Origin of the sequence: Sediminibacterium roseum, from assembly GCF_009939005.1 — a bacterium.
Classification (GTDB): domain Bacteria; phylum Bacteroidota; class Bacteroidia; order Chitinophagales; family Chitinophagaceae; genus Sediminibacterium; species Sediminibacterium roseum.
Genome location: NZ_JAACJS010000015.1, coordinates 1822186 through 1843565 on the forward strand (window position 1 = coordinate 1822186; position 21380 = coordinate 1843565).

General features: G+C 48.8%; 21 protein-coding genes. 14 read left to right on the plus strand and 7 right to left on the minus strand.

Features of this window, described 5'->3' with window-relative positions; genetic code table 11:
• The 3 genes from GWC95_RS19120 to GWC95_RS19130 form a co-directional block, all read right to left on the minus strand.
• The gene (locus GWC95_RS19120) at nt 1–642 is read right to left on the minus strand and encodes an alpha/beta hydrolase family protein (protein ID WP_161820308.1); all 642 of its coding nucleotides are present in this window, start codon (nt 640–642) and stop codon (nt 1–3) included.
• A gap of 132 nt (nt 643–774) precedes the next feature.
• Complete coding sequence (locus tag GWC95_RS19125) at nt 775–1434, minus strand: hypothetical protein (protein WP_161820309.1); 660 nt, start codon at nt 1432–1434, stop codon at nt 775–777.
• A 17-nt stretch (nt 1435–1451) separates the two neighbouring features.
• Nucleotides 1452–2288 carry a universal stress protein gene (locus GWC95_RS19130; protein ID WP_161820310.1) on the minus strand — a complete coding sequence of 279 codons (837 nt, stop codon included), beginning with the start codon at nt 2286–2288 and terminating at the stop codon, nt 1452–1454.
• 195 nt (nt 2289–2483) lie between these two features.
• Here GWC95_RS19130 and GWC95_RS19135 point away from each other — a divergent pair, with 195 nt between their 5' ends.
• The 3 genes from GWC95_RS19135 (at nt 2484) to GWC95_RS19145 (ending at nt 7494) form a co-directional block, all read left to right on the plus strand.
• Nucleotides 2484–4136 carry a Na/Pi symporter gene (locus GWC95_RS19135; protein WP_161820311.1) on the plus strand — a complete coding sequence of 551 codons (1653 nt, stop codon included), beginning with the start codon at nt 2484–2486 and terminating at the stop codon, nt 4134–4136.
• Between the two features lie 92 nt (nt 4137–4228).
• Nucleotides 4229–6643 (plus strand): phosphoenolpyruvate synthase, encoded by a 2415-nt coding sequence (ppsA, locus tag GWC95_RS19140; protein ID WP_161820312.1) that lies wholly within the window; start codon nt 4229–4231, stop codon nt 6641–6643.
• 11 nt (nt 6644–6654) lie between these two features.
• On the plus strand, nt 6655–7494 hold the full coding sequence (locus GWC95_RS19145) for a universal stress protein (protein WP_161820313.1): 840 nt from the start codon (nt 6655–6657) through the stop codon (nt 7492–7494).
• Between the two features lie 87 nt (nt 7495–7581).
• Here the strand turns inward: GWC95_RS19145 and GWC95_RS19150 are convergent, their stop codons facing one another.
• Nucleotides 7582–8253, minus strand: a complete 672-nt coding sequence (locus tag GWC95_RS19150; protein WP_161820314.1) for a BON domain-containing protein — start codon at nt 8251–8253, stop codon at nt 7582–7584.
• 216 nt (nt 8254–8469) lie between these two features.
• Between GWC95_RS19150 and GWC95_RS19155 the strand changes: the two genes are divergently transcribed.
• Nucleotides 8470–9102 (plus strand): DUF998 domain-containing protein, encoded by a 633-nt coding sequence (locus tag GWC95_RS19155; protein WP_161820315.1) that lies wholly within the window; start codon nt 8470–8472, stop codon nt 9100–9102.
• A gap of 18 nt (nt 9103–9120) precedes the next feature.
• Entirely contained in the window at nt 9121–9879 is a 759-nt protein-coding gene (locus tag GWC95_RS19160; RefSeq protein WP_161820316.1) for a polysaccharide deacetylase family protein, read from the plus strand.
• 117 nt (nt 9880–9996) lie between these two features.
• Here GWC95_RS19160 and GWC95_RS19165 read toward each other — a convergent pair whose 3' ends face one another.
• Nucleotides 9997–10665 carry a TetR/AcrR family transcriptional regulator gene (locus GWC95_RS19165; protein ID WP_161820317.1) on the minus strand — a complete coding sequence of 223 codons (669 nt, stop codon included), beginning with the start codon at nt 10663–10665 and terminating at the stop codon, nt 9997–9999.
• A gap of 143 nt (nt 10666–10808) precedes the next feature.
• Here GWC95_RS19165 and GWC95_RS19170 point away from each other — a divergent pair, with 143 nt between their 5' ends.
• On the plus strand, nt 10809–11702 hold the full coding sequence (locus tag GWC95_RS19170; RefSeq protein ID WP_161820318.1) for a bestrophin family protein: 894 nt from the start codon (nt 10809–10811) through the stop codon (nt 11700–11702).
• A gap of 16 nt (nt 11703–11718) precedes the next feature.
• Nucleotides 11719–12345: a carbonic anhydrase family protein gene (locus GWC95_RS19175; protein ID WP_161820319.1), complete on the plus strand. Its 627-nt coding sequence runs from the start codon at nt 11719–11721 to the stop codon at nt 12343–12345.
• 152 nt (nt 12346–12497) lie between these two features.
• On the opposite strand, the gene nhaD is transcribed toward GWC95_RS19175, so the two are convergent.
• Nucleotides 12498–13772 carry a sodium:proton antiporter NhaD gene (gene nhaD, locus GWC95_RS19180; protein WP_161820320.1) on the minus strand — a complete coding sequence of 425 codons (1275 nt, stop codon included), beginning with the start codon at nt 13770–13772 and terminating at the stop codon, nt 12498–12500.
• A 199-nt stretch (nt 13773–13971) separates the two neighbouring features.
• On the opposite strand from nhaD, the gene GWC95_RS19185 reads away from it, so the two are divergent.
• The 7 genes from GWC95_RS19185 (at nt 13972) to GWC95_RS19215 (ending at nt 20891) form a co-directional block, all read left to right on the plus strand.
• Nucleotides 13972–14790 (plus strand): universal stress protein, encoded by an 819-nt coding sequence (locus GWC95_RS19185; RefSeq protein WP_161820321.1) that lies wholly within the window; start codon nt 13972–13974, stop codon nt 14788–14790.
• Between the two features lie 63 nt (nt 14791–14853).
• Nucleotides 14854–15654, plus strand: coding sequence for a universal stress protein (locus GWC95_RS19190; RefSeq protein WP_161820322.1), 801 nt, complete (start codon nt 14854–14856; stop codon nt 15652–15654).
• Between the two features lie 95 nt (nt 15655–15749).
• The gene (locus GWC95_RS19195) at nt 15750–16772 is read left to right on the plus strand and encodes a baeRF3 domain-containing protein (RefSeq protein ID WP_161820323.1); all 1023 of its coding nucleotides are present in this window, start codon (nt 15750–15752) and stop codon (nt 16770–16772) included.
• A 14-nt stretch (nt 16773–16786) separates the two neighbouring features.
• The gene (locus GWC95_RS19200) at nt 16787–17614 is read left to right on the plus strand and encodes a universal stress protein (RefSeq protein WP_161820324.1); all 828 of its coding nucleotides are present in this window, start codon (nt 16787–16789) and stop codon (nt 17612–17614) included.
• 32 nt (nt 17615–17646) lie between these two features.
• Nucleotides 17647–17850: a YtxH domain-containing protein gene (locus GWC95_RS19205; protein WP_161820325.1), complete on the plus strand. Its 204-nt coding sequence runs from the start codon at nt 17647–17649 to the stop codon at nt 17848–17850.
• A gap of 11 nt (nt 17851–17861) precedes the next feature.
• Nucleotides 17862–18224 (plus strand): phage holin family protein, encoded by a 363-nt coding sequence (locus tag GWC95_RS19210; protein WP_161820326.1) that lies wholly within the window; start codon nt 17862–17864, stop codon nt 18222–18224.
• A gap of 162 nt (nt 18225–18386) precedes the next feature.
• Nucleotides 18387–20891 carry a cation-translocating P-type ATPase gene (locus tag GWC95_RS19215; protein ID WP_161820327.1) on the plus strand — a complete coding sequence of 835 codons (2505 nt, stop codon included), beginning with the start codon at nt 18387–18389 and terminating at the stop codon, nt 20889–20891.
• An 18-nt stretch (nt 20892–20909) separates the two neighbouring features.
• Here the strand turns inward: GWC95_RS19215 and GWC95_RS19220 are convergent, their stop codons facing one another.
• Nucleotides 20910–21353, minus strand: a complete 444-nt coding sequence (locus tag GWC95_RS19220) for an Hsp20/alpha crystallin family protein (RefSeq protein WP_161820328.1) — start codon at nt 21351–21353, stop codon at nt 20910–20912.
• Nucleotides 21354–21380: the final 27 nt, after the last annotated feature.

A 21380-nucleotide genomic window follows, 5' to 3' on the forward strand; every position in this document is an offset into this window, starting at 1 on the left:
TTACATTCTTTGCTTTCTTTTCCCGGGCGGCTTCAGGTATGTGGCGAACCACTGTATTGCCTCGGTGATAATCTCATCCATTTTATCGGGCTGGTTGCAATGGTGCCCTGCCCCTGCTACGATGTGCAATTTTTTGGGGCAGGGTAAGCGGTCGAACACCCATTGCTGTGCCTCGAGCGAGATATCATCCAATTCACCTGCAATCAACAGCGTAGGGCATTGTATGCGCGGCATATCGGATTCGTGGGGTTTCAGTTTGCCGTTCCTGCACACCAGTGCCGCGATCTTGTTAAACGACGAAGCAGCCACGAGCGCCGCCGCTGTGCCCGCACCCGCACTGAAGATCCCGATGCGCCTCCCTTTAGCTGCTTTGTGCCTGGTCATCCATTTGGTTACAGTAACCAGCCGGTCTGCCAGCAATTGAATATCGAACCTGTTTGCAAAATCGCTGCGCTCTGCCTCTGTTAACGGGTTGAATACAAGCGTGCCAAAACCATTGCGCTGCATGCGTTGCGTTTCCTCATGCTGGTACTCATCCATGTTGTGTGTACCGGCGCCAAAAGAAAAAATAACAATACCCTGTGCATCGGCGGGCACCGCAAGATGAACATCCAAACCGGGCGCACCGATTGGCAAAGTCAATGTAGTATGATAGTCGAAGCGCATAACTTATAACGTCAAAGTCAAATCTAACAATGTGTTCCTTCAGCAACGATGATCTTAATTATGCCTTTTTATGATTGTCATCAAGCAGTTGCGGCACTGGACCAATGATCATCTTGCCGGCTTTTTTGGTGCTGTGTGATCCATGAGTATTTTTTGAGCCTGCATTTCCTGGATGAATATGGCGCTGTACTCATATAAGAGCGCCCCGAGGTTATCCGGTCCGAAACTGCGGCTCTGTGCCGAATAGACCAGCTGGATCCGCCCATCAAGACGGAACAGGCTCGTTTCCCAAAAACAGCGTGTATCGCTTGGATGGTATCCGGGCTTGTAAACACGCTTGCGTAAGGCAGAATAATAACTCCAGAAACGTTCCTGGTAAGCCGCGTATGGCGAGTGGTAGATCTTTTGCGGTGAATAAAAACGTTCCCGTTTTTTATCAAGCAGCGTTACCGTTAATACCGCATCGATGCCACTTCGTTTCAGCATGAGCAGCGCCTCCTCTTCTGTCAGCTCCTCAAATGGCTTTTCACCATATTCGTCGCAGGAACAGGCCGATACATAGCCGAGCTTTTTGATCCGCTCAAAAATGTACCCCTCAAGCGACTGACGCACCGCCTTTCCCGGTTCATTCACAATACCGAGCACAAGTATTTTTTGATAGTTTGCCGGTGGCAAGGGAGCTGCTGTCCACGAGTTGTCGATCCTGGCTGCCGTACAACCGGTAAAAAACAGTATTGCTATAAGGGTGGCGGTCTGAAATAATCGCATAATCTGGTGTCGGCGGATCAATCTTTCTTTTCAACTGCTTTTAAAAAAAGTGTTGGTACGATCGGGTGTTTGAGCAATTGTTCCGTATGGGTATTTTGAAAAAGCCTGCTGAAAAACGAATGTTTAAAAGGCGCTATGATCAACAGGTCCAGGTTGCATTTTTTTACAAACCTTGCCACCCCGTCTTCAAAACTCTCATCGTGCACGGACCTTAGTTCAATGGGTGTAGGGGCAAACAATTCTTCCATACGTTTTGTTTCTTCACTGCCCGGAACGGTGTAATCCAGTCCCGTAGTAATGAGCGCAACCGTCAGTGTTGCGTGTAATGCATTTACAAAATGAATAGCAGAGCGGACGGGTATGGATGTTTCGGCATTAACAAGATCCGATAACAAACCGATCTGTTTGATATCGGAATACGCTGCACCGGGTGGCACCAACAATACAGGATGATGCAGGTGCCGGATGGCCTGCAATGCATTGCTTCCGAAAAAGAACTTACCTGCTGCAGATACACCGCTGCATCCCATCACCACCACATCGGGGTTGTTTTCCTTGCAGGCCACTTCGAGCTGGTGTATGAAGCTGCCTTCCTTCAACTCTGTTTTCGCCACGCGGCGGCCGTTTAACTGCCTGCCCAATTTTTCGGCCAGCTCGCCCAGGCTCTTTTCCGCATCGTCTGCAATTTGTGCGTAGGCTTCAACAGGATAGGGAACATCTCCCAGCAATACCGGGTATTGATAAACATGCAGTAAAATAAGCTCGGCATGTATTTCAATCGACAATTGCGCAGCATAAGAAGCGGCGTTCTCGGATGTTGAGGAGAAATCAACAGGGACAAGGATCTTTTTCATATTGATTGTAGGGTTGATATCATTTGTCAAACCTAGCAACCACAACGAAGATCTTACATGACCTGCATCACCGGTACTGCTGATACTTGTCAATTGTGATGGCTGATCGCTATCATAGAGGTTGTTGACATCCATCATATCAAAAACAGCTGATTCTGGTGAGCTTCGGTTGCAGCTTAAAAAAGCAACAGTTGTATGGAATGGTCTGAAGAAAATTGGAAAATCATCGCCGGTGTAGCATTCTTTATGCTCGCCATCCGCTCGATGGAAGGTTCGGTTGCGGAACTTTCGGGCAGAAAGTTCAAGCTTTTTCTGAAGCGCGAAACCAGCAACCGCCTACGGGCAGCGGCTGCGGGAACAGTGATCGCTGCGATACTACAGAGCAGCTCGGTGGTTAACCTCATCATACTCGACATGACGGGCTCCGGCATCCTCTCCCTGCAGAGCGCACTGGCACTAACACTTGGCGCAAACATTGGCACCACGGTTAACAGTTGGCTGGTAGCCATGCTTGGGTTCAATACAGGATTCGAATCGTGGGTGCTGCCCATAACAGGGATCTCCGGCATACTCCTGCATTTCACGCAGCGCAAGCCGGGTTTGCAAAATATTTTCAGGCTGCTGTTTTCACTTTCTCTTTTGCTGTTCTCGCTTGATTTCATAAAATCGGGCATGGGCACATTGGTTACCCATTCTTCGCTTCAATTCTTCAAAAACCCTTTTTTGTTTGCCTTGTTCGGACTGGCAGCCACTGCGTTTGTGCAGGCCAGTTCTATCATCATGGTGCTTGCGTTGACTGCCCTGTATCTACATACGGTTTCTTTTGAATCCGCATGCGCACTTGTATTGGGTGGCGAGATCGGTACTACTTTGAAACTATTTTTCGCGGCACGCGGCAATACTGGTGTAAAAAAAGCAATGGCGCTCGGCAATTTTCTCTTCAATGTGGTTACTGCATCTGTTTTCCTCCTGTTCCTTGAACAGGCCTGCAGCATTGTGATGCATGTTGCAGGCGCCGATCATCCTGTTATAGCATTGGTGTTGTTTCAAACGGCCTTCAACCTCGTTAGCCTTGCCCTGTTCCTTCCATGGCTGCCCAAGATCGCCGCCTTTCTTTCTAAAAGGCCATCCGTTGCTGCCGAAACAATCAGTCCTGCCATAAACCTGCAAGGCCCACAGGCCGTTCAGCAAATTGAAGAAGAGGTGCGCAAATTTACCACGCTCTCCGCACTGTATATAATGGGCTCCTTCGGCAGCCAGGCAAAACCCGGGAATGAAAAACAGTTGAGCGGCTTTACACAAAAAACAGGTATGCAACAGTACGCATTGCTCAAACAGTTTTACGGTCAAATACACCGGCTTTCATTGCAGGTAAGAAAACAAAAAAAGGATGAACTGGTAGCTGCCAAACTGGACCAATTGGTATCGGCCGCGCGCAATGCCATGTACGCTGCCAAAAGCATATACAATATCCACGAAGACATCAGGCAATTCAGGAACTCATCTAACGATATTAAATTTAATTTTTACCTGGATGCTTCCAAACGCGTGCCTGCTTTCTGCACGCCCCTGCTTGCGTTGATCAACGCGCCCTCGAACAGGAACAAATACAAGGAGCAGTTGGGCAACATGTACCAATCTATGCGCACCGCATACCGGGCCACCCTTGTTTCCCTTTATGTTGATCCTGTAAGTGATGGCGTTTCGGATATCGAAATCAGCTCATTGCTGAATTGTAACAGGGAAATATTCAGTGCGTTCAAATCCCTTTTTTTTGGCGCCGTGGAGTTGCTGCTGGACGCGCCCGACGCCGATTTGTTTCAAAAAAGTCCCGGGTTTATACGTTAGTCCCGACCGTAATGATATGGATCATCAACTCTTGTGAGCATGGTCATTGATTTCCTTTTATCAATAGACAACATTTGTATCAAACAACAAACATGCCTTCCTATATCAAAAAATTCAGCGAGATCAGCGCGAACGATGTTCCGCTGGTTGGCGGAAAAAATGCATCCCTGGGTGAAATGTTTTCCACCCTTGCCACCGCACAGATCTGCGTTCCGGATGGGTTTGCTTTAACAACAACCGCGTTCCGCGATTTCATAACCTTTAATAAGATCGGCGATGCGATCAATGCTGCATTGGAAACGCTCGACAAACAAAACTTCAGCAACCTGCGCGAAGTGGGACGGCAATGCCGCGCGCTGATGATGTCTGGCGAGTTACCTCCAGAAATAAAACAGCAGGCCATTGCGGCCTATTCCGTATTGTGTTCCGGCAAGGATGATTCCGTTGCGGTGAGAAGCAGCGCCACCGCCGAAGATCTGGCTACCGCAAGTTTCGCGGGCCAGCATGAATCATTCTTAAACGTTCATGGTGTAAACGGCCTGCTGCTGGCCATCCACAAATGCTTTGCATCGCTGTATACAGACCGCGCGATCAAATACCGCGAGGACAATGGCTTCAGGCACAAGGATGTAACACTGTCTGTTGGCGTACAAAAAATGGTGCGTTCAGACAATGGCGTTTCAGGTGTCGGGTTTACGCTCGAGCCAGAGAGCGGTTTCCGGAACATCGTTCACATCAGCGGGGTATGGGGTTTGGGAGAAAACATGGTGCAGGGAACGGTTACGCCGGACGAGTTTTATGTATTCAAACCTTCGCTCGAAAAAGGTTGCAATGCCGTGATCCAGCACAAACTCGGCGCAAAAGAACTAACCATGCGTTATGCGCTGGGCAGCCCGGACTGCACTACAATCAACATTGAAACCGATGAAGAACAGCGTGCAAAATTCGTGCTGTCTGATGCAGAGATCACACGCCTTGCAAAATGGTTCGTTGCCATCGAAAAGCATTATGAAAAGCCCATGGATATAGAATGGGCAAAGGATGGAACAACCGGCGAACTGTTCATCCTGCAGGCGCGCCCTGAAACCGTTCACTCGCAGCGGAACACCACGATGATCAAAGAATACTCGATCACCGCAAAGGGAAAATGCATCGCTTCGGGCAATGCGATCGGCAGCGGTGTTGTAACAGGCATCGCACGCTTGCTCGATTCACCAAAAGACGCAGACGAGCTGAAAGAAGGAGAGATCCTCGTTACATCGATGACCTCTCCCGATTGGGACCCCGTATTGAAAAAATCGGCCGCGATCATCACAGACAAAGGCGGGCGCACCAGCCATGCATCCATCGTTGCGCGCGAGCTGGGCATTCCGGCGGTAGTGGGTTGCGGGCACGCGAGCTATGCCATCAAAACAGGCGACCTGCTCACCGTGTCGTGCTGCGAAGGAAAAACAGGTTTTGTTTATGAAGGAAAAGCAGGGATCGAAGAGCGGGTGATCGATTGCTCTGCCACAGAAACAACAAAGGTAAAACCAATGCTCATCACCGGCGATCCCGACACGGCCTTTATGCACTCTTTTTACCCGGTATCGGGCGTAGGATTGCTGCGTATGGAATTTATGATCACGCACGCCATCCGGATCCACCCAATGGCGCTGGTGCGTTTCCATGAAATACAGGATACAGCTGTTCGCGCAACAATAGAAAAGGCCACATCGGGCTACGCAGACAAAAAACAATTCTTTATTGATAAACTATCGGAAGGCATCGCCACGGTAGCCGCAGCTTTTTATCCACGCGAGGTGATCGTTCGCATGAGCGATTTCAAAACAAACGAGTATGCCGGGTTGATCGGCGGCCAGGCATTCGAGCCATCCGAAGAAAACCCGATGCTGGGTTTTCGCGGCGCTTCCAGGTATTACCATGAAATGTACAGGGAAGGTTTCGATATGGAATGCAGCGCCATCGCAAGGGTGAGAAAAGAGATGGGGTTAACAAACGTAAAACTGATGATCCCTTTTTGCAGAACCGTTGAAGAAGGAAAGAAAGTGATCGGCGTGTTACGCGCCAACGGGCTCGACCGCAACGAAGATCCTTCGCTCGAGATCTACCTGATGACAGAGATACCGTCGAACATCTTACTCGCCGAAGAATTCGCCAGGGATTTTGATGGTTTCTCGATCGGATCGAACGACCTGACCCAACTGGTACTGGGCGTAGACCGGGATTCATCCATCGTAAGTACGTTGTTCGACGAACAGAACAAGGCTGTAACACAGTTGATCGCCCTTGTCATCGACAAAGCAAAAAAAGCTGGCAGGAAGATCGGCATCTGCGGGCAGGCACCGGGCGATCTTGATGATTACGTACAGTTCCTGGTTGCCCACGGCATCAACACCATTTCGTTCACCCCGGATGCATTGTTCAGGGGCATCAGCAGGATTTATAAGGCAGAAAAAGCAAAATCATTGATGCAAATGGTTGTTGCCGACGAGCCTGTAAAATAAAACCGTTACCTATGAAAAAAATAATCGCGGCCATCGACGGCCTCAAGTATGCACCATCAACCACGGCCTGGGCCACCCGCTTGGGCCAGCTCTGTAACAGTCACCTGGCAGGCATATTTCTCGAAGACGAAATGTACACCAGCTACAACGTATACGAATTGCTGGTAAAAAAAGACGTGCCTGAAAAAAAACTGCAGCAATATAAACAGCAGGACCAGAAGAAGCGCGATGAATCGGTAAGGCTTTTTTCAACGGCCTGCGATCATGCCCGGCTTCATTACAATGTGCATCGCGACCACAATCCCGCGTTGCAGGAGTTGCTTCATGAAACCATTTTTGCCGACCTGCTGGTGATCGATAAACACGAAACGCTTACGCACTATACCGAACCCACCCCAACACGTTTTATCCGCGACCTCCTCGCCGATGCGCATTGCCCCGTATTGCTTGTATCGGATACCTTTCATACTCCCGATAAGATCATCGTTCTTTACGACGGGCATCCATCGTCGGTTCATGCGCTGAAGATGTTCAGTTACCTGCTTGCTCCGTTTGTTTCGTTACCGGTAGAAATCATTTCATTCAGGGGTTATGACGACAGCCTGCATCTGCCCGATACCAAACTGATGAAAGAGCTTGTGAAAAAACATTTCAACAAGGCATCTTTCACCGTGTTCAAAGGAAATTACGAAGAGAACATCGCGTCGTACTTCGCGCAGCAAAAAGGGCACCCGCTTGTTGTTACCGGCGCCTATGGCCGCGGAATGCTGTCGCGCTGGTTCCGCGCAAGTACGGCAGATGTGCTGATGAAGGAAAACAAGTTCCCGATCTTCATTACACATTCAAAATAGCCCGGCAACTGCTTCTCATATCGCTGAGTGAAACAATTAAAAAAGGCCCGCCGAATTCCGGCGGGCCTTTTCCATGGGCGCATCCTGTTATACCATAGCGGTTTCGTAGAGTTGAACGGTTAATTTGTTTTCAACACTGGAAACACCGGGAGCGCTCCAGGCGGCCCTTGCCGCATCTTCCTTTTCTGCCAATGAACGAACCGTACCACGCAATACCACCTGGTTGTCTTTCACGTCTACCGAAATCTTTTCCGCATCAACAGTGGCGCTGCGTTGCAGTGCCGCACCGATCTTCGCTTTTATGTCGGAAGGCGCAACCCTCATTTTCAGTTTGATAAAGTTGTTTACCATCTTTACACCCGTAAGGTTTTCAACTGCGTTGAAAGCATTGATGCGCTGGTAAGGCCATTCCACTTCTCCTTCTAGTGAGATCACACCGTCTTCCACTTTCAACTTTACCTTCTCCTGTTGAACGGCGCTGTGCCATTTTAATGCCTCCAAAGCGGCAGCAGCGATCTCTGCATCCGTTTTACGATAGGCAGGTGAGATACCCACCTGTATGTCTTCCGCAACAGCTTTTACGCCTGCCACCCGTTTTGCGGCTTTTTCGGCGTGGGATTTTTTTAGATAGCTGTCCACCTGGCCAGATAAAGTAACAATGCCATTGTTTACAGCCACGCCAATCTGCGACGACTGCAGGTAGGGCTCCCACAATAACTCGTCCATTACGTCTCTCTGAATTTGTGCGTCTGTTTTCATGTTAAAGGATTTTAAGATTGAATGATAGCATAAATCTACGCAGCAGCACACCGCATTTCCATTGATGCTCATCAAGCCGTGCTGTGATTCTCATCACTGCTTTTTTTCTTCGCAGGGGATTTATCGCTGCAACAGTTCACAATCAATGCGCAATATGACTATGGTCATAGCCGCAGTCTGATATATTTATTTTTTTTGGCGACCCAAACAAACAGCATGAAAAACAAACTCCTTGTAAGTTGCGGGATCCTGGCACCGCTCCTGTACATCGCCATGAATGTGTTTATCCCCGGCAGGTTTCCCGGTTATAGTACCGTGACACAAACCATCAGCGAAATTTCTGCATGGAACGCACCAACGCGCACGCTCTGGCTCTGGTGGGCAGGCGGCTACGTGTTATTGACCGCCGCATTTGGCATCGGTATCATCAGGTCTGCATCAGGCAACTGGATACTTTATATCGCAGGATATTTTGTTCTGATCTATGCCGCGTTCAATATATACTGGCCACCGATGCACCTGCGCGGAGCAGGTACCTCTTTCTCCGATAAGCTCCACATCACCTGGGCCATTATTACCATACTATTGATGATGCTCATCATGGTTTTTACCATGGCGGCGCTCGGGCGTAGTTTCAGGATTTATACTTTGATCACGTTCCTGGTTTTTATCGTGTTCGGAACGCTCACTTTCATTGAGGCGCCGGGGATCCCTCAAAACCTTCCCACGCCGCGGATCGGGATATGGGAGCGGATAAATGTGGGTGCTTTTATGCTTTGGACCATTGTATTTTCTGTTTCACTTTTAAAAAAGCAGGCAGCGCTCTCCACTGCGGGTGAAAAATCTTAACCCAGCAATGCAATTGTTATGAAAAACTTTCTCTTCCCGGTCGTTTTTATTTTTCTGCTTGCGCCGAAAAACAAAAACGAGGCTGCGAACAGCGCGGGCGCTCAGGAGCAACCAAGGCAGGGAAGTCTATGCGACACGATCTATTTTACGATCGACGACGGCCCATCGCCAAACAGCTTTTTCATAGACAGTGTTGTATCTGCAGAAGAGGTGCCTGTTACTGTTTTCCTGGTCGGGCAGAATTTGCTTTCAGGTGGCGATGCTCCTTATTTTGAAAACAAATACGTGAAGGTTGCCAACCATAGTTTTTCACATGCCGATGAAAGATACCGGCGTTTTTACCGGGATCCTTTACGCGTTGTTCTCGACTTTGAGCGGAATGCTTTGTTGATCCATGGCACGAACCGCATCGCCCGGCTGCCGGGCAGGAACACCTGGCGCATAGGCAGCCGTTCGGCAACGGATCTCAAGGACGCAAATGCCGCGGCAGACCTGCTTGCCGAAAGAAGTATGGTGATCTTCGGATGGGATGTTGAGTGGAGCTACCTTGACAACCTGAAAACAAAGATCGAATCTTCGCATATCCTCATCAACCGCATCGAGCGGGCAAGGAAAGAACAAAAAACATTCTCAAAGCACCACATCGTTATTCTCTGCCATGAAGTGATGTTCACGACCGAGGAGGCACGCGCGGAACTCATTTGTTTCCTGCGATCCATCAAGAGCAACCAGGGGTATAAATTCGGTTCGCTTAAATATTATCCGGGTTACAGGTAAAGATCTCTCTCCTGGCCAAATGATATTCTGGTTTGCGTACGGTCATTACTTTTTTGAATGAATACGTAAGCCTAGTAAACTCAAACTTCATGAAGTATAATCGCGGCTTTTGAACACTTATCCCAAAACCTTAAACAACAAATCCTCTAAAAAATGCCGGGTGAAATCCGCTTTCGCAGGGGTGTTGTCGGTAAGACGGGGAAGGTTCAAACTGAAGAACTGCTGGTTGTGCGAGGTCTCGATCAGTGTACTACTTAAAGACCTTGGGAACTTATATTTCGGATTATAGCCCGAGATCACTTCCGCGATCTTTGCACAAAGGTCTTTATACGGTTTGAACACAGCTTCCTTATTGATCTCGGTAACCTCCTTTACCAGGTAAGCCTTACTGCTCTCCGCGATCACGATCTGGTTGAGGTAGGCCAGGTTATAACCCAGTTTGCCTGAACTGTCGGGCAACTCCTGCGTAAGAAGTGATACGATAATGCGGAGCTTTTCTTTTTTATCCTTCACATTCTGCAGCCTGAACATCACAAGGAACTCCATATAGCACCAGTACCAGTTGAGGATATACAACAACAAACGGTGCTTGTTCTCAAAATAGCGGTAAATGGTTGCTTCGGTACTGTTGATCGTAGCCGCCAGCTTTTTAAAAGTAAACTGCTCAAACCCAAGTACATTGATCAGGTCGATGGAATGCTTGATGATCTGCCTGCCGATCTCACTGCCTTCCGGGTCGCGCAGGTATATCTTCTCGTTCACCTTAAAACTTACCTGGAAATCCATGGAGCTTTTTTTGGTAAAGATAACAAATGACCCGTAACAGATAGTAATCTTATTGATTATAATACTTTCACAATTTATTATGATAGTATTACTATTATTTAAAACAGTATCAATATTATATTTGTCCCATCAAACCTTACAACATGCTGCTGAACAAACCGGTTCCCTTGCGTTACATCTTCAACAAGATCAGGCATGAGCTGTTCTATGTCCTGGTCATCGGCCTTTCGATCTTTTACCTTACGCAGACCTTCGATTCGGCCCTTCCCGAAATGCCCATCGCCATCCCGGCGTTTATCGGAACCGCCATCTCGGTCATCTTATCGTTTAAACTGAACCAGTCGTACGACCGTTGGTGGGAGGCCCGTAAAATCTGGGGAACGATCGTTAACGAGAGCAGGAGTTTTGTGCTGCAACTGCAATTGTTCCTGCCAAAAGGCAATGAAGAAGCGATCAGGCAGATCGCTTACCGGCAGATAGCATGGTGCTACAGCCTGGGGCAAAGTTTGCGCGGACTGAACGCTACCGCCAACCTCGAAAACCTGGTTGCGGGTGAGGAGCTCGATAAAATAAGCCTCCAGGAAAACAAACCGCTTGCTTTGCTGCAACTGAATACCGCACACATCGCAAAACTGAAGGAAGAAGAACAGCTCGATCGATTCAGCCAGGTTCAGATCAATACTACGCTTGTAAATTTTTCCACGGCGATGGGAATGGCGGAGCGGATCAAGAGCACTGTGTTCCCGGTAACCTACCGCCTTTTTCTTCACCTGATCATTTACCTGTTTGTGATCACGCTGTCTATTTCGCTCCGGGGTATTGAAAGCTATTTTGAAATACCGTTGCTGGTCCTGATCTCGTCTGCGTTTTTCCTGCTCGAAAGATCGGCTACGCATTTACAGGATCCTTTCAGCAACAAACCTACCGATACAGCCGTAACGGCGATCGCTGCAACGATCGAAAGGAACATCAGGCAGTTGTTAAACGAGCCTGGCATCAAGAAACCATCTGAACCCGATCAATTTTATTTACTCTAAACCAAAAACCATCCCAATGCGCACCCATTCGAAAGAAACACAAAGTTCACTTACACCCGCCATGGCCCTCGAAATCCTGAAGGAAGGCAATGAGCGGTTCATGAACAACCTGAAAGCCAACCGCAACCTGCTGCAGCAGGTAAATGAAACAGCGGCGGGACAGTTTCCATTTGCCACCATTTTAAGTTGCATCGACAGTCGCACCTCGGCCGAGTTGATCTTTGACCAGGGACTGGGCGATATTTTCAGCATACGCATCGCAGGCAATATCCTGAATGAAGATATCCTTGGCAGCATGGAATTTGCAACGAAGATCATGAAGACCAAAATCATCCTGGTGCTGGGGCACAGCAGGTGCGGCGCGATCGTTGGTGCATGCAACCATGTGGAAATGGGTAACCTTACGGGACTATTAAAGAAGATCGAACCCGCCATCAACAAAGAAACCTCGACACAAAACAACCGTTCGGGAGACAACATCGAATTTGTAAACAACGTAACAGAACTCAACGTGCTCCACACGATTGAAAGGATCCGCAATGAAAGTCCCATCATCATGGAACTCGAAAAAGAAGGACTCATCAAAATTGTGGGCGGCATGTACAATGTTGAGAGCGGGAAGGTGAGCTTTCTAGCGTCCTGATCGCTTTCCTAACCACGGCGCCATGGAGCGCCATCACCAATAACAAAAGGGTTTTGCCATTTAGCAAAACCCTTTTGCTGTTAAAGGGATCTCTAACTGGTACTGAATACCCACGGCACGAGTGGCGAACAAGGCAACTAATCCGGGTTCCGCTAAAACTGCAGTTGGTGCTGGATGATATATACCAAGACCCCGGCGGCAAAACCCACCAGCGCCAACCAGCTGATGCGTTTCAGGTACCAGCCAAAATCAACCTGTTCAATTCCCATCACCGCCACGCCTGCGGCAGAGCCGATGATGATGGCGCTTCCGCCCGTGCCGGTGGTTAGCGCGAGGAACTCCCAGAACATATGATCCGTCGGATACGTGGCAAGGTCATACATTCCCTGCGCCGCAGCTACCAGGGGAACATTATCAACTACGGATGAAAGCAGGCCGAGTGCGATGCCGATCGAATAATCGTTGTGCAGGTTGCGGCTGAGGAACAAAGCCAGTTCTTTCAGTACGCCTGCCGACTGGAGCGCAGATACTGCGAGTAAGATGCCAAGGAAAAAGAGAATGCTGGATGTATCGATTTTTTCAAGCGCCCGCGTAACGGTGAGGCGTTGTGCGAGCGCTGTTTCTTTTTGCTGGTGCAGGCGCGTGGTTACGATCCACATCATACCCAGGGCAAGCAACATGCCCATGAACGGCGGCAGGCCGGTAAGCGATTTAAACACGGGTACAAACAACAAGAGGCCGATACCCGTAAACAACATGATGCGCCCGTCCTGTTTTTCTTCTTCCGTAGTTGCATCGATTTCCTTGGCCTCGATGGTCTTTCCCCTGAAACGATAGGCCATCATGAGCGCGGGCACTATGCATACCACCATGCTCGGAAGCAACAACTGTTTGATGATGCTCAATGCTGTTATTTGTCCGCCGATCCACAACATCGTTGTGGTTACATCGCCCAATGGCGACCATGCGCCGCCGGCATTGGCCGCTATCACGATCATACCTGCAAACCAGAGCCGGTCTTCCCGCGTGGTCAAAAGTTTTGAGCTCAGCGATACCATTACGATGGCGGTGGTAAGGTTATCAAGCAATGCAGAGAGAAAAAAAGTAAGGGCGGCGACGAGTAAAAGCAGCGCCGGTTTTTTTTTCGTTTTGATCTTTTGTGTAATGAAATCAAAACCACTGTGCATATCGATCAGCTCCACAACCGTCATTGCGCCGAGCAGGAAAAAAAGGATGGAAGAGATGTCGCCAAGATGGGTGATCAGGGCTTCATGGGCCTCGTGGTTGCCGTTGTTGCCCAGAACGTAAACCGTCCAGCACAGAACACCTGTAATGAGCGCGGAAGCTGCCTTGTTTAATTTGAGCGGGTGTTCAAATGCAATGGCAACATAACCAACAATAAAAATAACAATGATGAGTGTGATCATATACATCAGATTAGCAATCGCATGCCTGCATTGCAAAGGTTTCAGCGTCAATAAACAAACCGGCTCTCAAGTTACTTCTATTTCCCAAAAACAAAGCCGGCAACTGGTTACGGGCTGACCAATATCATACTCCTGTTTGCTTACGGTCATTGATTTCCGGTATGGCCGCGGGTAGTTTTGGCTTACAATTTCAACTCTTATGAAAAAAATCATCCTCGCCTTCGATGGAACGCATTTTTCCGAAGGCGCTTTTAATTTCGCCCGGAAGCTCAATGAGATCCAGCCTGTGTTCCTTGTTGGTTTATTTGTTCCGCAAACAGAATTGGCCAACCTGTGGAGTTACGCGGCGGCGCAGGAGCGGTTCTTTGTTCCATTGGTAGAGGAGCTCGATGCGGACACGATCAAAGAGAACATCGATCTCTTTGAAAGTCGTTGTAAAGCGTTTAACATCCGTTATGAGGTGCACAAGAATTTTTCCGACCTGGCCGTTCCTGCACTTGAGGCCCAAAGCCGGTTTGCAGACCTGATCATTCTCGGCAGTGAAATATTTTTTGAGCAGATGGGATCCGGGCAGCCAAACGAATTCTTCGAAGATGCATTGCACCATGTAAAATGCCCGGTACTGGTGGTTCCCGAAAAATACGAGTTCCCGGAATGCAACCTGCTTGCGTATGATGGTACCGACAACGCGCTTCATGCGATCAAAACATTCGCCTACCTGTTCCCTGAATTGGGTTCCAATACCGCCGTTCTTGCCTATGCGCACGAAGGAGATTCAGAGATCCCGGAGAAGGAACAGCTCCAGGAACTGCTCGAGGCCCATTTTAAAAATGTATCGATGGTAAGATACGAGGGCAAACCGGGGAACGACCTGAACGAATGGATCGGCCAATCAAAAGCGCCGATCGTTGTATGCGGTTCTTATGGAAGGTCGGGTTTCTCACGTCTTTTTAAAAAATCATTTGTCCGCAGCATCATAGCAGAACACCGGATGCCTGTTTTCCTTGCGCACCTGTAACGCTGTAACAGGGCCCTTAAAAGGGCTTTTGTCGCAAGCCCTTTTTAATCCTATCCTTTTCTTATGATCAAGATCACACTGGCAATAAATCCGTTTGCGCCAAGCAAGAACGCGCTCGACTTTGGCGCATACCTGGCCCGCATTACGGGATCTGCGCTAACGGCTTCGATACTGGAGAACAAAGGACTTGCCGAACAGCAGCAACACGGCAATCCCGCGCTCAGCGTTTCTCCGGAAAACATGACAGGGCAAACCATCAAGTGGTTTAAAGAAGGTGCTACGGCGCGCGAGGTGAGCCCGAAAATCCACCACAACCGGGGAATGCCGTTCACTGAACTGATCGAGGAAAGCAGGTTTGCGGATGTATTGGTGATGCACCCCGCCATTTCATTCAGGCAAAAATTTGAAGGAAATTTTACGCAGCTGACGAAGGACATCCTGCGCCGTTCCGAATGCCCTGTTTTTTTGACGACCGAAACAGTTGAACAGGTAGATGAGATCATTGTGGCCTACGACAGATCCGCTTCAAGCATGTTTGCCGTAAAGCTGTTCATCTATCTTTTTCCGGAGTTGTCGCATGCCAGGTTATCCGTTCTGCATGTAGAGCCGGATGCACAGTCGGGCGACATTCTAAAACACCATCTCAAAGAGTGGCTTTCCGTGCACAGGCACGGACCGGTGAACTTTGTTAACCTCACCGGTGATACCGATAAGAAACTCATAGAATACCTGGCCGGTAAGAAAAACGCGGTGCTGATCATGGGTGGTTACAAACGCAGCGCCGGCTTCCGTCTGCGCAGCAAAAGCTATGTGGAGTGGATCGTGAAAAACAGTACCCTGCCTGTGTTCATTACGCACCGGTAGGGAGTTTCGATGATCAATCTCATTTTATAACATGAGCAACCTCATGTTCTGCGTGCCTGAACGAATTTAATTTTAAGATCCAAAACCCGATAACCATGCAACTACTATCAGAAAAACCATCGACAGTGACAGAGGGATTGTTTGTTGATATGCCTTCGGTTTCCATGATCCTGCCATTCAATCCTAAAATGAACTCCAAAACGCTGATCAATGAGGCCATTCAACGCGCCGTTCAGAAGGTTACGAGTGCATTAAACGGACGCTACTCGGGAATAATGGTGGAGCTCGTACTGGAGAAACTCAATGCGGTTTTATCGGGCCTGAATTATTCAACGCACAAAAGCAGTCTTGCGATCTACATTTCTCCCGTATTTGAAAAAGTATTGTATCTCGATCTACCGGTAACAGAAAGTGTATCCGTCAGCAACCATTTCGAGATCCGCGACATCATAAACAGCAAAGCAAAGCCAGACCGTGTCATGGTACTGGTGGTAACGGCGATGGAGAGCAGGATATACCTGGTACAGGCAAACAAGTTTACCTGTATCGTTTCCAACCCTGCGGGATCAAAAGACGATTGCGCGCGCATACGTTCGATCGACAATTCGCTCGACATACTCTTGCCCGCTTATGCCGTTCCGCTTTTTGTGGCAGGCTCCCGTGAGCAGTGTCCGGTAATGATGAAGCACAGCCGGCACAGCAGCGAAGTGCTGGATTATCTGCGCACGTCTTCTGAAAACATCAACCTGGATGAACTTGGCCATTTGATGCTGCCGATCCTCAGCGACCCGGATCAACTGGAACAGAAAGAGATCCGCAAATGCCTTGCAGAGGCGCAGCAGCGTAAACAGCTTACTACAGGTATTGAAAACATTGCAAAAAACGGCGGCGGCTGCCAGGGAAGTTTACTGCTCGTGGAAAAAGACTACGTACATCCCGGCACACAAAACAAATGCTCAACTGCCATGCCTGTACACGCCGGCCCGTTTTCGAATATCAGGGATAGCGTAGACGATGTGATCGAAAAAATACTGCTCAATGGCGGAGACGTTGCGTTTGTGGATGCGGGACAGTTACCGGGTAAAGAACACATCGCATTGATACAACACGTTCATTAAAAAACCAACATTATATGAGACCGATCATTTGTCCGACGGACTTTTCTGTTCTATCATCCGCTGCCGCGCGTTACGCTGCAGACATGTGCGCCGTGCTTGGTGCAAAACTTTGCCTGGTGCATGTTTGTCCATTGCCGGTAACCGTTGCCGAAGTGCCCATTCCACCCTATCCGTTTGATCACACGATCTCGGAAGCGGAGCACATGATAACGGAGCTTAAGGAAAAATTGCTGCATCATACCAAAGAGGCCATCGAAATAGAAACAGAAGTGAGGATGGGTTTCCTGATGACGGAGCTCGCCGACTACTGCAAACAGCAGCAACCCTATGCCGTGGTAATGGGCGCAGAAAACGCGAAAGGCCTGGAAAGGCTGGTGGCCGGCGCATCAACCTTTACTGCCATCACCAAGTTGCCATGGCCCGTGATCGTGGTGCCGGAGGATGCTGTATTTAGCGGTATCAAAAAGATAGCGCTTGCATGTGACCTGAAAGATGTGGTGGAAACGATACCGGAAAAACAAATCGTTGCGCTGGTGAAAGCTTTTCATGCGGAGCTTCATGTATTGCACATCGGGGGCGATGCCGGATCATTCACACCTGGATCGGTTGCGGAGTCGGGGTTGTTGCAGGAGATGCTTGACCAGGTTGATCCCGTTTATCATTTTATCGAGGGCGATGATGTGGAGCAAACGATCGTAGCATTTCTCGATAAACATTCTTTCGATATGCTTTTTGTGTTCCCCAAACACCACAACCTTTTTACCAGGATCTTCCAGCACAGCCGGTCAAAACGACTGGTATTGCAGTCGCACATACCGGTTGCCGCCTTGCATGAAAACTGATCAACCATTTCTATCATTCAAAAAAAAAGATTATGAACAACGAAAAGAAAATTGCGGTTGCCTTGCTGGCCGGGGTTGCGGCCGGGGCAATACTTGGTGTTTTGTTTGCGCCCGCCAAGGGAAGTGAAACACGCCGTAAGATCGCCGAAGAAGGCGAAAAACTTACAGACAACCTGAAAACCAGGTTCGGTGCGTGCAAGAAAGCATGCGGCCACCACGAAGAAAATGTTGCATAAAATCTCATCACATGGATTCAATAACAGGAAATATAGCTGCACTGGCAGAAGATGTTAAGGCCTACGTTGAAACGCGCGCCGATCTATTAAAACTGGAAGTGGCCGCAAAAGCTTCTGTATTGGTAAGCAATGCAACGGCCGTATTGCTGATCGGCGTGCTGCTGCTTTGCTTTGTTGCTTTTGCAGGTGTTGGCCTTGCGTTGCTGGTGGGTATATGGACCGGTAAGATGTGGGCGGGGTTCCTGATTGTTTCAGTGGCCTATGCATTGAAAGCCCTGTTCATCTGGAAACTTCGCAACCGCTGGATACGCATTCCGGTAATGAATCATTTTCTAAAAACTTTTTTCAATGAGGATAAGACCGGTAAGGAATAAAGAAGACATACGCTATGAGCGGCAGCGACTGCTCGATCACAAGAAATCGCTGGAGGCATCCATTTCCAGTAGACTCACAGGATTGCGGAATTGTTTAAAACCAGTTAACTTAGTAAAACAGGTTATTGATCTGGTTCGAAAGTAAAATAAAAAATTCCGCATATGCAGGAACAACTTCCGGTTCTTAATGGATTAAACGACGCGGAAGTGTACCGGCTCCGGAAAGCATTCGGGCCCAATAAGATTTCACGCCGCAGATCGTGGCATATGCTTCGTGTGATATGGGACATCTGTTCAGAGCCTATGTTTATTCTTCTGCTGGTTGCCTGCGCCGTTTATTTTTTCCTGGGCCTTTCAGACGAAGGCATACTGATGTTGGTGGCCATGGCGTTGGTGAGCAGCATTTCTTTGTACCAGGAAACAAAAAGCAACCATGCCATCAATGCGCTGAAACAGTTAACCTCTCCCCGTGTAACCGCATTGCGCAATGGAAAGCAGGTTCTGGTGGGTTCCGAAGAACTTGTTCCCGGTGATGTTGTTTTTCTTTCCGAAGGAATGATGATACCGGCAGATGCTGAATTTGTTTCCGGTAACGACTGTTTCGTAAACGAGTCGGTGCTTACCGGCGAATCCATTGCTGTGGCAAAGTATGCAACGGAAGGCGAAAACCTGCTGCTGCATGGAACAACGCTCGACAGCGGCAAGTGTGTTGCGGTAATAACGGCTACCGGTAACAATACGGCCCTTGGTAAAATTGGAAAAAGCATCGATACCTATTATGCCGGCACATCGCTGCTGCAGAAACAGGTAAGAAAGTTTGTGCGCTCGCTGGCATTGTTTGGGTTCATCAGTTTCGCGCTCATTTTTATTCTCAACTACACGCATTACCACAACCTGGTAACCAGCCTTCTTTTTGCACTCACATTGGCCATGTCGGTTATACCGGAAGAGATCCCTGTGGCCTTTTCATCCTTTATGGCATTGGGCGCATACCGGATGAGCGCCCTTGGCATTGTAACCCGGAAACCACAGGTGATTGAAAATCTCGGCGCAGTAAGCGTGATCTGTCTTGATAAAACAGGAACCATCACAGAAAACAAAATGGCGGTTGCCAGGGTTTTCGATTTTACAACCGGATCTACTTTCGGGCCCGAAGATGCAGCCACACCCGGGCTGCAATCACTGCTCCGGTATGCGGCACTTGCCAGTGAGTCAGATCCTTTTGACCCGATGGAAAAAGCGATATGGGATGAATATGCAAAACGCTCCGGTAAAAAGGATCACCAGCCCTTTATCATGATCCATGAATTTCCGCTGGAAGGGCGCCCGCCGATGATGACGCATGTGTACACTGAGCCCGGCCGTGGGGTGTCTGCTTTTGCCAAGGGTGCGCTGGAGCGGATCATGCGGATCAGCTCTCTCACTGATGAAGACAAGTTGCTGATCACAAAAACGGGCCAGTTGTTTGCCGCCAATGGCTATCGCGTAATCGGTATAGCCACCGCAGAGAACACCGCGCAAGAGATGCCCGCAACACAGGATGGTTTCGCCTGGCAATTCAAGGGCATGCTCGCGCTCTACGATCCGCCGCGAAAGAACATTGCCGAAACGATCGGCGGGTTCTTACGTGCCGGCATACGCGTAAAAATGCTCACCGGCGACCATCCGCAAACCGCGCTCAACATTGCGGCCCTCGCAGGATTCGGCAATACCGGCACCGTTGTTACCGGTGATGAAGTAATGTTGATGACGGATGAAAAGCTATCGGAAGTTATTTCTGCAACAGATGTGTTTGCACGTATGTTCCCCGAAGCAAAACAGAAGGTGATTGAGGTGCTCAAAAAAAATGGAGAGATCGTGGCGATGACCGGCGATGGTGTAAATGATGCGCCCGCACTGCACACATCCGACATAGGCATTGCCCTTGGCCGGAAGGGAACGGAGATTGCGCGGCAGTCTGCAGATATGGTGATCACCGACGACGACCTCGGCAAGATACGCCTCGCAATAGAAGACGGCCGGCGGATCTTCATCAACCTGGTAAAATCGGTACGCTACATCATTTCCATACACATCCCCATCATCCTTACCGCATCCATCCCGGTTATCCTGAGATGGAAATATCCAAACATATTTTCTCCCATACATGTCATTTTTCTTGAGCTTGTGATGGGCCCAACCTGTTCTATCTTTTTTGAACGGGAGCCGGTAGAAAAAGGCATGATGCTGGAGCCGCCACGGCGGCGCGACAGGGGCTTGTTTACCAACCAGGAGTTATGGGTGAGTGTGTTCCAGGGACTCGCGATCGCAGCCGCTGTTTTGTTGCTCTATTACGTTTATATGAACGGTTCGGCCAGTATAGGGCTCACACGCAATATCGTATTCACAACGCTGCTTCTTTCCAATGTTCTGCTCACTTTTTCAAGCCGTTCGTTTACGAAGAATATTTTTGCCACGTTCAAATACCACAACCCGTTAACAAAATGGATCCTGCTTTTGAGCCTGGCCATCCTGTTCACACTTCAACTGGCGACGCCGGTGAGAAGGTTGTTTGAATTTGATCCGCTTAGTTCTTCACACGTTGTGTTCTGTTTGGCGGCAGCCGTTGGCTCTACGCTTGTGGTTGAATTATACAAATGGCTGCATGCAAAAAGAAAGGCCCCTTAAACAAGAGGCCTTTCTTTCTTAACGGATCTCAATTTTGTTACCGTCCTTCTTTTTTTGGTTGCCGTCTTTTGGCAGGGTAACGGTCAGCACGCCGTTGTCATAAACGGCATCGATCTTGCTTTTGTCAACTTCCCCCGGGATGGTAAACGTTCTGCTGAACGAAGAAAAGCTGTATTCTTTCCGCGAGAATTTTTTTGACAACTCTTCTTCTTTTTGCTCGTGGTCGCTACTGATGGTGAGCATGTTTCCGTCTACATCGATCACAAAATCTTTCTTCTGCTGCCCGGGCGCCATCAGTTCAAGGGTAAACGCTTTTTCTGTTTCAGCAATGTTTACCGAAGGCAGAGACAGCGCACGGCCCATGGCGTTGCCATTCACAAACCATTCGTTCCAGGGTTTGAAAAAATCATCAAACGCAGTAGAAAGGTCGCGGTCGATTTTTGTAAGTGCATTTGTTTTCATAGTACACCTCCGTTTTTTTATATTATT